This is a genomic window from Sphaerisporangium sp. TRM90804 (assembly GCF_029846175.1).
GTDB lineage: Bacteria > Actinomycetota > Actinomycetes > Streptosporangiales > Streptosporangiaceae > Sphaerisporangium.
Genome location: NZ_JARWAC010000003.1, coordinates 103060 through 116067 on the forward strand (window position 1 = coordinate 103060; position 13008 = coordinate 116067).

14 protein-coding genes are annotated in these 13008 nt (G+C 71.6%); 7 read left to right on the plus strand and 7 right to left on the minus strand.

All coding sequences use genetic code 11. From position 1 onward, the window contains the following. Positions 1–206: 206 nt before the first annotated feature. The gene (locus PYR91_RS03605; RefSeq protein WP_279777469.1) at positions 207–962 is read left to right on the plus strand and encodes a glucose 1-dehydrogenase; all 756 of its coding nucleotides are present in this window, start codon (positions 207–209) and stop codon (positions 960–962) included. A gap of 126 nt (positions 963–1088) precedes the next feature. On the opposite strand, the gene PYR91_RS03610 is transcribed toward PYR91_RS03605, so the two are convergent. From PYR91_RS03610 to PYR91_RS03620, 3 genes are all read right to left on the minus strand, one after another. Then, entirely contained in the window at positions 1089–2564 is a 1476-nt protein-coding gene (locus PYR91_RS03610) for a PQQ-dependent sugar dehydrogenase (protein ID WP_279777470.1), read from the minus strand. Positions 2565–2803: 239 nt separating this feature from the next. After that, a complete protein-coding gene (locus tag PYR91_RS03615) occupies positions 2804–3016 on the minus strand; it encodes a DUF397 domain-containing protein (protein ID WP_279777471.1) in 213 nt (70 codons plus the stop codon). Next, positions 3004–3825: a helix-turn-helix transcriptional regulator gene (locus PYR91_RS03620; protein ID WP_279777472.1), complete on the minus strand. Its 822-nt coding sequence runs from the start codon at positions 3823–3825 to the stop codon at positions 3004–3006. Before PYR91_RS03620 ends, PYR91_RS03615 begins: the two co-directional genes overlap by 13 nt. Before the next feature lie 406 nt (positions 3826–4231). Between PYR91_RS03620 and PYR91_RS03625 the strand changes: the two genes are divergently transcribed. The 5 genes from PYR91_RS03625 (at position 4232) to PYR91_RS03645 (ending at position 7787) form a co-directional block, all read left to right on the plus strand. Then, the gene (locus PYR91_RS03625; protein WP_279777473.1) at positions 4232–4444 is read left to right on the plus strand and encodes a hypothetical protein; all 213 of its coding nucleotides are present in this window, start codon (positions 4232–4234) and stop codon (positions 4442–4444) included. Further along, positions 4432–4725, plus strand: a complete 294-nt coding sequence (locus PYR91_RS03630; protein WP_279777474.1) for a hypothetical protein — start codon at positions 4432–4434, stop codon at positions 4723–4725. The genes PYR91_RS03625 and PYR91_RS03630 overlap by 13 nt, the downstream gene beginning before the upstream one ends. Beyond that, positions 4664–5026: a hypothetical protein gene (locus PYR91_RS03635; RefSeq protein ID WP_279777475.1), complete on the plus strand. Its 363-nt coding sequence runs from the start codon at positions 4664–4666 to the stop codon at positions 5024–5026. The genes PYR91_RS03630 and PYR91_RS03635 overlap by 62 nt, the downstream gene beginning before the upstream one ends. 250 nt (positions 5027–5276) lie before the next feature. Further along, positions 5277–6569 carry an Nramp family divalent metal transporter gene (locus tag PYR91_RS03640; protein WP_279777476.1) on the plus strand — a complete coding sequence of 431 codons (1293 nt, stop codon included), beginning with the start codon at positions 5277–5279 and terminating at the stop codon, positions 6567–6569. A 69-nt stretch (positions 6570–6638) separates the two neighbouring features. Further along, positions 6639–7787, plus strand: coding sequence for an oxalate decarboxylase family bicupin (locus PYR91_RS03645; RefSeq protein WP_279777477.1), 1149 nt, complete (start codon positions 6639–6641; stop codon positions 7785–7787). A 55-nt stretch (positions 7788–7842) separates the two neighbouring features. On the opposite strand, the gene PYR91_RS03650 is transcribed toward PYR91_RS03645, so the two are convergent. Together PYR91_RS03650 and PYR91_RS03655 are read right to left on the minus strand one after the other, a co-directional pair. After that, complete coding sequence (locus PYR91_RS03650) at positions 7843–8490, minus strand: hypothetical protein (RefSeq protein WP_279777478.1); 648 nt, start codon at positions 8488–8490, stop codon at positions 7843–7845. Then, positions 8490–8813, minus strand: coding sequence for a helix-turn-helix transcriptional regulator (locus PYR91_RS03655; RefSeq protein ID WP_279777479.1), 324 nt, complete (start codon positions 8811–8813; stop codon positions 8490–8492). The genes PYR91_RS03650 and PYR91_RS03655 overlap by 1 nt, the downstream gene beginning before the upstream one ends. Before the next feature lie 161 nt (positions 8814–8974). On the opposite strand from PYR91_RS03655, the gene PYR91_RS03660 reads away from it, so the two are divergent. Continuing rightward, positions 8975–9529 carry an XdhC family protein gene (locus PYR91_RS03660; RefSeq protein WP_279777480.1) on the plus strand — a complete coding sequence of 185 codons (555 nt, stop codon included), beginning with the start codon at positions 8975–8977 and terminating at the stop codon, positions 9527–9529. A gap of 311 nt (positions 9530–9840) precedes the next feature. Here PYR91_RS03660 and PYR91_RS03665 read toward each other — a convergent pair whose 3' ends face one another. Further along, entirely contained in the window at positions 9841–11223 is a 1383-nt protein-coding gene (locus PYR91_RS03665) for an FAD-binding protein (protein ID WP_279777481.1), read from the minus strand. Between the two features lie 120 nt (positions 11224–11343). Beyond that, positions 11344–12915 carry a class I SAM-dependent methyltransferase gene (locus PYR91_RS03670; RefSeq protein WP_279777482.1) on the minus strand — a complete coding sequence of 524 codons (1572 nt, stop codon included), beginning with the start codon at positions 12913–12915 and terminating at the stop codon, positions 11344–11346. Positions 12916–13008: the final 93 nt, after the last annotated feature.

The window sequence follows — 13008 nt, forward strand, 5'->3', positions numbered from 1 at the left end:
CTCCTTTCTTCACCTGTACAGCGGGAAAACGGTCGATCCGCCGATCAGCACCGCTTCATCGTCACCGCCCACCGCGCGGCGACGCATCTTGCGGAGTGCTGTGCTGACGACCGGCCCGCGGTGCCCCACGTATGACCTTGGCCGCGCGAAATGACTTCGCATTCCTAGAGATGTGGCGCATCTAGTGCGAATGTGACCCTGGCGACATGGCTGAGTTCGAAGGTAAGACGGTACTGATCACCGGCGGTGGCAGCGGCATGGGGCTGGCCACCGCGCAGCGGCTCGTGAGCGCCGGGGCGAGCGTCGTGCTCGTCGGCCGCGACGCGGACCGCCTCGACAAGGCGGCGAAGGACCTCGACGCGGGCGACCGCGTCCTGACCGTGTCCGCCGACGTCTCCAGCGCGGCCGACCTCGACCGGGTCGTCTCCGAGGCCGGGGCGCGGTTCGGCTCGCTCGACGGCGTCTTCGCCAACGCGGGGACCATCGCGTTCGGCCGGACCACCGACGTCACCGAGGAGGCCTTCGACCAGGTCGTCGGCACGAACTTCAAGGGCGTCTTCTTCACCATCGCCAAGTCGCTGCCGATCCTGAACGACGGCGCCTCCATCGTCGTCAACGGCTCGTGGCTCGCCCACAAGGGCCTGGCCTTCACCGCGATCTACGCCGCCACCAAGGCCGCCGTCATCAACCTGACCCGCACCCTGTCGCCCGACCTCGCGCCGCGCGGCATCCGGGTCAACGCGGTCAGCCCCGGCTACATCGTGACCGACATGTTCACGGCCATCTCCAGCACCGAAGAGGCGCAGGCTGAGAACCGCAGCCACGTGTCGCTCGGCCGCCTCGGCGAGGCCCACGACGTCGCCGACGCCGTCCTGTTCCTGCTCTCCCCCCGGTCGTCGTACATCACCGGCCAGGAGCTCGTCGTGGACGGCGGCCTCACCACCTCCGTCCCCCTCGGCTGACAAGCCCGGGAATCCTCCCCCAGGCCCACCGGAGCCCGCCCCACCCGGGACCGCCCCCGGCACACGCCGCACGGTACGGCGAAGTCGGCGCCCTGTGCGCGGCGGCCGGCGCTCAGGCGGGGTGGGTCAGGTGGCCGTGCAGGTCACGGTGGAGGGGACGCGGTTGGTGCCGGTCCAGGACGCGTTGAAGCCGGCGGTGGCCGTGGCGTTCACGGCCAGGGAGCCGTTCCACGTGGTGTTGCGCATGGTCACGGCCGCGCCCGACTGGGTGACGCCGGCGTTCCACGCCTGGGTGACCCGCTGCCCGTCGGGGAAGGTCCAGGCGACCGTCCACGAGGAGATGGCCGACGTGCCCGTGTTGCGCACCACCACCTCGCCTGAGAACCCGCCGTTCCACTGGTTGGCCACGCGGTAGGTGGCTCCGCAGGCCCGCGCGCCCGGCGTGGGCGTGACCGTCGGGGTCACCGTCGGGGTCGGGGTGACGGTCGGCGTCACCGTCGGGGTGGGCGTCGGGCTGGAGCCGCCCGTCGGCGGGACGCGGATGATGCGGTCGTCGTTCCCGGCGGGGGTGCCGCGGCCGTCGCGGTTGCTGGTGCCCACCCACAGCCATCCGTCGGGCCCGACGGCGACGGCGCGCAGCCGCCCGTACGCGCCCTGGAACTCGGCGACCGGCGTGCCGGCCGAGCCGTCGGCGTTCAGCGGCACCGTCCACAGGCGTGTGCCGCGCAGCGCCGCGGCGAAGAGGGTGCCGTTGGCGTACGCCAGGCCGCTCGGCGACGCCTCGGCCGTGGTCCACACGACGATCGGGTCGCGGAAGGAGGAGTTCCCGCACCTTCCCTCGCACGTGGGCCAGCCGTAGTTGCCGCCCGCGACGATGCGGTTGACCTCGTCGTAGGTGTTCTGGCCGAACTCGGTGGCGTACAGGCGGCCCTGGTCGTCCCAGGCGAGGCCCTGCACGTTGCGGTGGCCGTAGCTGTAGACCAGCGAGTTGGAGAACGGGTTGCCGGACGGCACCCCGCCGGCCGGCAGCACGCGCAGGATCTTCCCGCCCAGGCTGCTCAGGTTCTGCGCGTTGGCGGTGACGCCTCCGTCGCCGGTGGCCACGTACAGCATGCCGTCGGGGCCGAACGCGATGCGCCCGCCGTCGTGGAAGTTCGCCCGCGGGATGCCGCTCACCACCACCTGCTGGGTGCCGGGCGCGCTGAGCCGGAAGCGGGTCACCCGGTTGTCGCCGCTCGTGGTGTAGTACACGTACACCCACTGGTCGGAGGCGTACGTCGGCGAGACGGCGATGCCCAGCAGGCCGCTCTCGCCGGACGCCGACACGCCCGCGATCGTGGCGACCGCCGAGGGGGTCTGGCCGGGGCGCACCTGCATGACCCGCGCGGTGTTCCGCTCGGTGACCAGCGCGCTGCCGTCGGGCAGGAAGGCGATGCCCCAAGGCACCTGGAGCCCGGTGACGGAGACCTGGGCCCGCGAGAAGTCGAACCCGCCGATCGCCTGCGCCCCCACGGGGGCCGACTGCCCCACCACGAGCGTGAGGGCCGCGACGGCCGCGACGACGGCCGTGGTCACGGCCGAGACGAAACGCCTGGTCGTCATAACGGACTCCTCGGCGGTGCGTAAGGTGCGCTGTCAGACCGGATGTCCGCACCGTATCCGGCATTCCGCCTGATCCGCAACGACACTTCGGGCATCGAAATGTTTCGGGCGGGTTGACCAGGTATTTCCGAACAATGTGCTCGGAGACGTGCGCCAAGCCCCCGAGAAACTTTCAGCGCCCCGGGCCTGGACGCACGGAGGGCCCGCACCGGCGGCGCGGGCCCTCCCCTCATGGTGACTCAGCCGGCGATACCCGTCAGCGAACCGCCCTTGACTCCTCCCCGGAAGGCCTCCCAGGCGGCTCCACCGAAGCGCACCACGGGGCCGCCGGGGTTCTTGCTGTCGCGCACCGCCGTGACGTCACCCCCCAACCAGGCGATCTCGACACAGTTGCCGCCGTTACCGCCGGAGTACGAGGACTTCACCCACGTCGCTCTGCTCAAGTCATCCATTTCCGCATCCACTCCTCGACCTTGTCTCGCGACGCGTCCTGCGGAAGCGCATGGGCACGTATCGCGTCATATCTTATTTGGAGTTTCTGGACGACCTCCGGCGTGGCGGTCACCACGCCCGTGCCGGCGGTTTCGAGGTATGCCATCTCATGCCCCTGAACCTGAGCCAACACGAACGCTCCCAGCAATCCTGCGGTGCAACCCGATACCAATGGAACGATCTGGAGCGTAATACGCGGATTGTCGGAAATAGCCAGGAGGTGGGCTAGTTGTCCTCTCATGACGGCGGGGCTCCCCACCGGTCGTTGGAGCACGACCTCGTCCAGCACGACCCACATCATAGGAGGATCCTCGCGCTGGAAGATGGCTTGTCGCTCAATTCGCGAAGCCACGGAAGCGTCTACGTGCGACCGCGGCATCCCCGGCTCGGCCGTGAACAGCGCCCGGGCGTACTCGGGGGTCTGCAGCAGGCCCGGCACCAGCGAGGGCTCCCACGTGTGCAGCGTCGTGGCGTTCTGCTCGGCCTCCAGCCAGGGCAGGAACCAGCGCTGCGCGCCGTCTGACCGGCAGATCTCCCATAAGTGGAACAATGCACCGTCCAGCCGCAGGTAATCATCGCATTTTCTTGCGAAATCCCCCTTAGGCAGACGAATCCCCCGCTCAACCATGCTCACCATGGCGCCGGTGTACTGGACGACATCGGCCAGAGCCTCTTGCGTCAGATGGGCCTGCTCGCGATATTTGCGTAGGTGATAGCCGAAGCGGGCAGCCGGGGAGGATTCGGGGTTGAGCTCGCGCCTCGGGGACATCCGGCCTCCATTGAACCGAACTTAACTACGAATCAACGGAAAACATTCTATGTTCGTTGTCAACGTTCTCTTACGCTCCGTAGGCGTTGACAGGCAACCTGGGAAGACCGGAAAGAAATCTGTCGACCGATGGGCGAGGGCCATGACCGAAGGACCTGTGGAGACAATCAGCTATCTGGGGAAACGGCCACATCCGGGGCGTCCCTCCGATCCAGCCCTAAGAGCGGCACTGTTTCTCAAACAGGAGCTTGCCGGGTACGGCATCCCCGTCGACGTCAATGCCATCCCCGGCGCCGCGTTCATATCGGTCTGGATCGAATTGGTGGTGTGGACGGACGGCAGGAGCTACGCCTGGTGTTCGGGACGCAGGTCCGCCGGCGGGCGGCCCCTGTCGTGCGTGGGGCCCGTGAACGACATCGTGACCGCCGGCCGGCGGATCGCCAGGCGGTACGCCGAGCTGCGCGAGGGCCATCCCCTGTCCGAGAAGGTCGTCGACCTGCTCACCACGGTGCCCGAAGGGTGGTTGGTGCCCGCCCTGGAGACGCTCACGCTCCCCCCTGACCACCCCCCTCCCTCCCCCGGCTCGCGACTGAGCACGGGGCGGCCGTGTACATCCTGAACTACAAGCCAGAGGAGCTTCCCCCGGCCCAGCGCCGGGCGAACCTCGAGACCGCGCGACGGGCCGCCGAGGTGGTCCGGGGTGTGCTGGAAGAGGAGCGCCGCGCCTCCCGCCTCGCCGCCCAGTCGCGCCTGTGGGACCTGACCTTGGAGGAGTCCAACGAGGCGGCACAGTCGCTCGGCGAACCTCCCCTCTCCGAAGAAGAATGGCGGCTCATCCATGATCTCCACCCGGCCGGTCTCCGAGAAGAAGGCGAACGACGACGCGCTGCTGCTCGGTGAGCTGCTGGAAGCTCTGAGCCGCATGGGCGTGGCCGGGACGGTCGTCCTGCACCGCCGGTTGCGGCTCGGCGGCGCCGACATCCCGCCCCGTGCCGCCTTCCACCCCACCGAGTTGCTGGTGTTCGGCCCGACCGGCTCCCCGCGCGCGAGGGTCACCGTCCGCGAGCGGATCGTCGGGGCGGTGTACTGGGTCACCCCCACCGACCCGCACCCCGAGTGGCGGTTCCCGCTCAACCAGCTCTGCGAGGCCGCCGCCTACCTGCGCCTGCTCGCCCGCTACCAGCCGGTGCCCGTGCCCTGAGCGTTCCGCCGGCCCGCGGCCCGATGCGCCGCGACGTATGCAGTAAACGGCATTTCCGGCTCTTCGACAGCCCAGTCTGATTTGAGCGCATTAACGATCGCCTTTCCGTTTCACAGCACGCTATTTGCCGCAATGTGGATCGTCTTCACGCGTCGCCTCACGCGCGTGCGGGTATTCCTGGTTCGCGCTGAAGTGATCAAGCGCACGGCAGGAAGTCCGCTTTCCCGGCGGCGCGCGCAGAGGAAATCGAGTGATCGTTCGCAGCTGGACCACGAACCCACGCCGGCTCCGCCAGGCCGCCGGAGACCGTGACGCGATTCCGCCGCCCCGCCTGTCGCGGGTCACGCAGATCATGGGGCCCGCGTTCGTCGCCGCGATCGCCTACGTGGACCCCGGGAACGTCGCCACCAACCTGACGGCGGGCGCCACCTCGGGCTACCTGCTGGTCTGGGTGGTCGTGGCGGCCAGCGTCGTCGCGATGCTCGTGCAGTTCCAGGCCGCCAAGCTGGGGATGGCCACGGGGAAGAGCCTGCCGCGGCTGTGCCGCGAGCGGTTCCCGCGCTGGGGCAGCCGCCTGCTGTGGGTGCAGGCCGAGATCGTCGTGCTCGCGACCGACCTGGCGGAGTTCGTGGGCGCCGCCATCGGCATGCGACTGCTGTTCGGGATGCCCGTCGCCCTCTCCGCGGTGGTGACCGCCGCGGCGTCGCTGCTGCTTCTGGAGCTGCGGCGGCGTGGCCGCACCCGCCGGTTCGAGCTGATGAGCGCCGCCGCCGTGCTGCTCGTCGGCGCGGGCATCGGGTACGACATCCTCGTCGTCGGGCACCAGTCCGCCGCCGGCCTCGCCGGAGGGCTGCTGCCCACGTTCGACGGCCACGCGTCGCTCGTGCTCGCCATGGGCATCGTCGGCGCCACGGTCATGCCGCACGCCGTCTACCTGCACTCGGCGCTCGTGCAGGGCCGGCACACCTCGGCCGACATGGCGTGGCGGCAGCCGTCGCTCATCCGCCGCGCCCTCCGGCTCGACTGCGCGCTCGCCCTGGGCACCGCCGCGGTCGTCAACGTCTCGATGATCGCCCTGGGCGCCGGCCTGGGCGCGGCGACGGCCGGGGCGTGGGACGGCGACCTGCTGGAGGCGCACGCCGAGCTGGCCGCCCGCGTCGGCGGCGGCGCGGCGCTGGCCTTCGCCGTCGCGCTGCTGTCGTCGGGCGTCTCCTCGGCCGGCGTCGGCACCCTGGCGGGCGACATCGTGATGCGCGGCTTCCTCGGACGCCGCGTGCCGGTGCACCTGCGGCGCGTCGTGACGATGGCGCCCGCCGTGGCCGCGCTGGTCTGCGGCGTCCCCCTGACCGGCCTGCTGGTCATGAGCCAGGTCGTCATCTCGCTCGGCGTGCCGGTCGCCCTGTTCCTGCTGGTCTACTTCTGCCGCGACCCGGCGGTGATGGGCCCGCTGGTCAACGCCCCGGCGACCACCCGCGTCGCCGGCGTCACCGGAACGGTGGTCGCCGTCCTGGCCGCCTGCCTGCCCTTCGCGTTCCTGTTCTGACGCCACCTCGCCCGCCGCCCCTCCGACGGCCCCCGGCTCACCCCGCACTCTGCACCCTGGAGGAATTCCATGAACGGCTCCGACTCCGGCAACGTTCCCCAGCCGCAGATCGACGGGAGGGGCGGCGTCGACACCGGGCCGCGGAACGTCATGCTCGACCTGCAGAACCCCGACCTGCTGACCCCGCCGCCGACCGACCACGGCACCCTGCCCAACATGAAGTTCTCCTTCTCCATGGCGCACACCCGCATGGAGGAGGGCGGGTGGACCCGGGAGGTCACCCAGCGGGAGCTGCCGATCGCCACCACGCTCGCGGGCGTCGACATGCACCTGAACCCGGGCGCCTACCGCGAGCTGCACTGGCACAAGGAGGCCGAGTGGGCCTACGTCCTGGAGGGGAGCTGCCGCATCGGCGCCGTCGACCAGGACGGACGCAACTTCCTCGACGACGTGCGCAAGGGCGACCTGTGGTTCTTCCCCAAGGGCGTGCCGCACTACATCCAGGCGCTGGAGGAGGGGGTCGAGTTCCTGCTGGTCTTCGACGACGGCTCCTTCTCGGAGAACTCCACCTTCATGATCAGCGACTTCTTCGCCCACACGCCGAGGAACGTGCTCGCCAAGAACCTCGGCTGGACGCCGGAGCAGCTTGAGCGAATGCCGGAGCGGGAGAAGTACATCTTCTCGGGCCAGGTGCCTCCCCCGCTGGAGTCGGACCGGGTGGTCAGCCCGGCCGGCGACGTCCCGCGCACCTTCTCGCACAGGATGCACGCGCAGGAGCCGCTGCGCTTCGACGGCGGCACCGTCCGCATCACCGACTCCACCAACTTCGCCGCCTCGACCACCATCTCGGCCGCCCTGGTGGAGTTGGAGCCCGGCGGCCTGCGCGAGCTGCACTGGCACCCGACCAACGACGAATGGCAGTACTACATCTCCGGCTTCGGCCGCATGGGGGTGTTCGGCAGCTCCACCCTGGCCCGCACGTTCAACTTCCAGGCGGGCGACGTCGGCTACGTCCCGTTCGCCTACGGCCACTACATCGAGAACCTCGGCAACGAGCCCCTGGTCTTCCTGGAGATGTTCCGCGACCCCCGCTTCGCCGACATCTCCGCCACCCAGTGGATGGCCAACACCCCGCCCCAGGTAACCGCCGACACCCTCAACGTCCCCCGCGACCTCGTCGAGTCCCTCCCCAAGACCAAACGCCCCGTCCTGCGCTGACGCCGATCGCGAAAGCCGGCCCGCCGTCCGCCCCCGGAGCCGGCGGGCCGGCGTCCTACGCGACGCCCCTGGTGGGCGCCGGCCCTTTGGGGGGAAGAGCGTACGGATAGGGCATGCCGTCGGGGTGGAACTCGTGCTTGGCGAGCAGACGACGCCGGTGCTCTCGGCGACGGACCCACACGAACGCCCCCCAGAGTGCCCAGACCGCGGCTCTCGCCATCAGGCTGGCAACGTCGTGATCGCTGCCGTACGTCAGTGTGAGCGGGACGTAGATCGTGATCCATGAGAACAGAAACAGGCGCAGGACGAAGTACCGGCCGCGGATGTCGTCTCGGACCCACCAGCGGTACGCGTACGGCACCCGCTTCCCGAACAGGCGGAACAGCAGCCAATGCCAGAGCGGCGGGCGCTCGCGCAGGCGAAGCAGCCACCCGCCCCGCAGGACGTCCACCACCGTCGCCACGCTCGGCCGCGACCTGCCGGGCTCCGCCAGGTCGAGCAGGGTGCCGACCACCTCCCCGCCCCTCGTCTCCCAAAAGCGCGGCGGGTACGCCAGCCGCACCAGCCGTTCGCAGTGGCGCTCATAGGCGATCGCGGCGGACTCGCCGTCCCCCCGCTGGGCCGCGTGCCCGTCAGGGGTGTCATCCGGCGGCCCTCCCCTTCGGGCTGGACCGCCGAGGGCGTCGCGCTCGTGCTCGGCCATCACGTCCCCCATCCCGGCTGCAGCTTCAGCCGCTGGTGTGCGGTAACCGCCAACCGGCTCAGGCGCGCGGTCTCCTCCACCAGCACGCCGCGTCCCTGCCCGGTCAGGTCGTAGTAGCGGCGGTGCCGCCCGCCGACGACCTCCTCCTTGACCACGGCGACCAGGCCCTCCCCCGCCAGCCGGTCCAGCGCCCCGTACAGGGTGCCCGGTCCGAGCTTGACGCGCCCCTCGGAGATCTCGGCCACGGCCTTGATCACCCCATAGCCGTGCAGCGGCCCGTCGGACAGTGCCAGCAGGATCAGGTAACTCTGCTCGCGTAGCATAAAACGATATATATCGCTGAACGTAGTAACAGTCAATGCCCTCCGCCGCCTGGAACCGGCATGGAGTCGACCGGCCATCCGGCCGCCCGATGCTGCGCCCAGGCCTCGCCCGGCACCGCCGGTACGGGGTCCGTCGACGGGGCGCGTGGAAGACTGGGGGCATGGCGCATTCGCATGAGCATGACGCCCACGGGCACGAGACCGACCCGGCCTGCGCGGTCGCGCACGGGGAGGCCGAGGAGGCCGCCGCCGAGCGCACCCTGGTGGCCGTGTTCGCCTCACCGGTCGCCGACCACCTGCTGCGCTACGCGAGCGACCTCGGGTACCGCGCCATCCTGGTGGAACCCGACCCCGAGCGCTTCCACGAGGCCGCCGCCGCGGCGGTCGGCGTGCACGTCGTCACCGAGCCCCCGGCCGACCTCGACGCCACCGCCGACGTCGTGCTGACCGACCACGACCGCCCCGAGCTCGGCCCCGTGCTGCGCGACCTGCTCGCGGGCAAGGCCCGCTGGATCGGCGTGATGGGCAGCCCCCGCCACACCGCCCCCCACCTCACGGCCCTGGCCGAGCTGGGCGTCCCCGACGAGGACATCGCCCGCGTCCACCGCCCGATCGGCCTGAACATCGGCTCCCGCACCCCGCCCGAGATCGCCGTCTCCACCCTCGCCGGCCTCCTGGCCGACCGCAACAACCGCCCCGGCGGCTTCACCTTCTGAGCCAACGGCGTACCCCGGCATCGGTCGAAGCGCCTTGAGGGGCCTCAAGCATACCCGTCGCGCTCACCCGCTTCCGGCCGGTCGACCGGCCCCCTGCCACCGTCCCTCGAACAACCCGAGGGCAGACACCGCGCGACGGCGCAGGGCAGGGCCGGGCCGGGGTCGCCCCCTTGGAAAGGGCGCGCCGAAGGCACCGTTTCGGGGACGGCGCCCGGTTGGGGGCAGCCGCCCGGTGATGCGGTGCCGCCCGGGGCCGGGGCCGGTCGCCGCAGGTGGGCGCCGGGGGCTTACGGGCCGGAGGGAGGCCGGGGTCAGAGGGCGGTGGTGTTCAGCATGGTGTCTGCCTGGAAGAGGGCGGTGGGGTCCACCCTGCGGCGGACGGCGTCGGCGGCCTCTACCTGGGCCTGGGTGAGGTGGCGCTGGGGCTGGTCCTGGCTCTCCACGAAGGTGGGGGCGGTGCGGCCGGTGTCCCAGGGGGTGAGGGCCTCGCGGACCCGCGCGCAGTGGGCCTTGATGTCCTCGGTGGTGAGGTCGCCGCCGGGGACGCCCGCGCCGGAGTAGGCGAACGCGGCGTCGAAGTGGGTGAGGGCGCCGCCGCCGGGGTGGGGCGCCGCGTAGGCGCCGCCGAGCTGACGGAGGCCGGCGGTGATGAGGGGCGAGCCGGAGCCCTCGCCGATGACGCGCAGCAGCTCGTCGACACCGTCGTCACCGATCTCGCTCAGCAGCAGGTGGTCGCCGATGATGGCGACCGGGTCGGAGGGGTCCATGTGGGCTTCCAGGACGCCGGAGGTGGCGGTGAGCTGCCAGGTGTCCATCACCGGGTCGGCCAGCGCGCGCAGCGGGGCGAGCAGGTCGTCGGCCTGGGCGCGCCCGGCCGGGACGTCGCCTTCGGTCTCGATGAGCACCACGCCGTCCACGCACAGCACCGGGCCCGCGGCCAGGACGGGCGGGACCTCGGGCAGCGGCGGCAGGTTCATGATCCGGGCGGACGTGGCGACCTCCCACGGCGCGTCCTCGGTCCACCGCCGCCAGGTCTTCAGCAGCCGGGAGGCGTGGGCGGCGGGCCAGAACGCCGCGCCGGTCACCACCCTGGCCACCGGGAACAGGTCGACCTCGATGGCGGTGACCACGCCGAAGCCGCCCCCGCCGCCGCGCAGCGCCCAGAACAGGTCGGGCTCGGTGACCGCGTCGGCCCGCAGCAGCTCGCCGTCGGCGGTCACCAGCTCCACCGCGCGCACGCCGTTGACGGCCAGGCCGACCTTGCGGCTGTAGAAGCTCATGCCGCCGCGAAGCAGGTAGCCGACGACGCCGACGTCCGGCGACGACCCGTGCGGCGGGGTCAGGCCGTGCGCGGCAGCCGCCTCGACGACCGCGCCCCAGCGGGTCCCGGCCGGGACGCGGGCGACGCGGCGGGCGGCGTCGATCTCGACGGCGCCGCCCAGGTCGGTGCGGATGAGCAGCGAGCCGCGCATGGGCCGGGAGGCCGCCGAACCGTGCCCGGTCGTGTGCACCCGCACCGGCAGCCCCTCGGCGCGGGCGTGCGCGACGGCGGCCCGGACCTCCTCGACGGTGCGCGCGGTCAGCGCCGCCGCCGGCTCGGCGGGCGCGGCCAGGTTGAACACGTGCGTCGCGGCCGCGAAGGCGGGGTCGCCCGGGAGCGCGACGCTGGTGTACCGGTCGTCGACTGTGGTCATGGGCGGCTTGCCTCCAGCTCGGGGTACGACTGCGACGACGCCCCCGCTCGGGGGCCCCTGACGGCCGAACGCCCGACGACGCCCCGCCGGGGGGTGGCGGGGCGTCGACGGGCTAGGGGGTCAGAGCTTCTGGGCGGTGATGAAGAGGAAGGTGCCCGGGTTGGACTCCTGGATCACCGTCATGCCCGCGTTCGAGAGCCAGCGGCCGACCTCGTCGCGGTCGAACAGGAGCTGGCCGGCGGGGCGGCTGGGGAAGAAGTGGGACGCCTGGAAGTGGCGGACGATCAGGTCGGTGTCGAACAGGAACGTCATCATCGTGAACGTGCCGCCGGGGCGCAGGATACGGCCGATCTCGGAGATCGCGCGCTCGGCGTCGTCGGGGAAGGCCTGCAGGGCGTTCCAGCAGTTGACCGCGCCCAGGGACTCGTCCGCGAAGGGCACGTCCAGGGCGCTGGCCCGCACGGCGGGCACCTCGGGCAGCCGGCCGCGCAGCACGGTGAGCATCGGCAGGCCCATGTCGAGGGCGATCAGCCGCTCGGTGCCGACCGTCTGCGCCACCACGGCCGTCCAGCGGCCGGCGCCGGCGGCGAGGTCGAGGATGGGGCCGCCGTTCGGGCGGATGTGCCGGGTGAGGTAGCCGTCCTCCTCGGCGGGGGTGACGGCCCCGCCCCAGTTGGCGCCCGCGATGCGCAGGTACGCGGGCCGCAGCACGGACTCGTAGTAGACGCCCATGCTCGGCAGCTCGGCGAGCTTCTGGGACAGGGCGGCGGTGGCCTCGTGGACGTCGGCCCCGTCGTCCTCGTTGATGCCCTCGGCGAGGTCGAGGATGCCGCGCGCGAGCGGGTAGGTGATCGAGCAGGCGGCGCAGCGCACGCTCGACTCCTGGAAGTCCAGGGCGCCGTGGCAGGCCGGGCAGCGCAGCTGCTCGGCGTACTGGCCGAAGGTGGCGACGTCGAGGTCGCCCGCGGGGTTGCGCACCGGGTCGGCGGGGGTGGCCTGGTCGGTGAGGTCGACGGGCATGCCGTGCCGCACGGCCCAGTACGCCATGGCGCCCGCGTACCCGAAGACCATCCGGGTGTCGTTCTGCCAGTTCGTGAGGGTCTGCTCGGGGGTGAGCGCGCCGATCCACTCGCGGTCGAACTCGCGCTCCTCGTCGGTCAGCTTCCACACCGACGGCGACGGCCACATGCGGCCGAGGTCGGGCTCGGCGGGGTCCAGGTCGGCGAGGGCGCGCTCCAGCCTCGTCTGCTCGGGCGCGTCCAGGCCGAGGGGCGCGGCGGTGGCGAGGATGCGGTCGCGGTCGGCGGGCAGGTGCGAGAGCAGGTAGAGCAGGGCCAACGTGAGCGGCTGGTCCTTGTGGGCACCGGCGAGGATGCCGAGGTAGGTGTCGAGGCCCTCGCGCACGGCCGCCGTGACCGGGCCGTCGGTGGCGGGGTACTCGGCCTCGGCGAGCAGGCCGAGGAGGATGGCGAGATAGCCCTTGCGGTCGTCGCCCACCCGGTCGAGCTCGGCGATCAGCACGGGCACCGCCGACTGCGACAGGTCCGTCAGCTCGCCACCGCTCCACAGGGTGGTGCCGTCCCACACCGCGGCGACGAGTCGCTGCCACTCCTCGTCGACGCGGTCGGGCGTCGCGTCGGAGAAGGCTTTCAACAGATCCGCGACGGTCGCGTGCGTAGTGGAAACACTCATTGCGCGTCCTTTCATGAAGTGAGACGGCTGAACTCCGCACGGCTTCATCGGCCGGTGCGCGTCGACACCGCCTCAGGTGCGCAGCCGGATGGC

What these genes read in the sequence shown, in the direction of transcription:
- PYR91_RS03610 (WP_279777470.1), bottom strand. Translation starts at nt 2,564, where the DNA reads ATGACGACCAGGCGTTTCGTCTCGGCCGTGACCACGGCCGTCGTCGCG.
- PYR91_RS03665 (WP_279777481.1), bottom strand. Translation starts at nt 11,223, where the DNA reads ATGACCACAGTCGACGACCGGTACACCAGCGTCGCGCTCCCGGGCGAC.
- PYR91_RS03650 (WP_279777478.1), bottom strand. Translation starts at nt 8,490, where the DNA reads ATGGCCGAGCACGAGCGCGACGCCCTCGGCGGTCCAGCCCGAAGGGGA.
- PYR91_RS03620 (WP_279777472.1), bottom strand. Translation starts at nt 3,825, where the DNA reads ATGTCCCCGAGGCGCGAGCTCAACCCCGAATCCTCCCCGGCTGCCCGC.
- PYR91_RS03645 (WP_279777477.1), top strand. Translation starts at nt 6,639, where the DNA reads ATGAACGGCTCCGACTCCGGCAACGTTCCCCAGCCGCAGATCGACGGG.
- PYR91_RS03635 (WP_279777475.1), top strand. Translation starts at nt 4,664, where the DNA reads ATGATCTCCACCCGGCCGGTCTCCGAGAAGAAGGCGAACGACGACGCG.
- PYR91_RS03655 (WP_279777479.1), bottom strand. Translation starts at nt 8,813, where the DNA reads ATGCTACGCGAGCAGAGTTACCTGATCCTGCTGGCACTGTCCGACGGG.
- PYR91_RS03605 (WP_279777469.1), top strand. Translation starts at nt 207, where the DNA reads ATGGCTGAGTTCGAAGGTAAGACGGTACTGATCACCGGCGGTGGCAGC.
- PYR91_RS03670 (WP_279777482.1), bottom strand. Translation starts at nt 12,915, where the DNA reads ATGAGTGTTTCCACTACGCACGCGACCGTCGCGGATCTGTTGAAAGCC.
- PYR91_RS03660 (WP_279777480.1), top strand. Translation starts at nt 8,975, where the DNA reads ATGGCGCATTCGCATGAGCATGACGCCCACGGGCACGAGACCGACCCG.
- PYR91_RS03615 (WP_279777471.1), bottom strand. Translation starts at nt 3,016, where the DNA reads ATGGATGACTTGAGCAGAGCGACGTGGGTGAAGTCCTCGTACTCCGGC.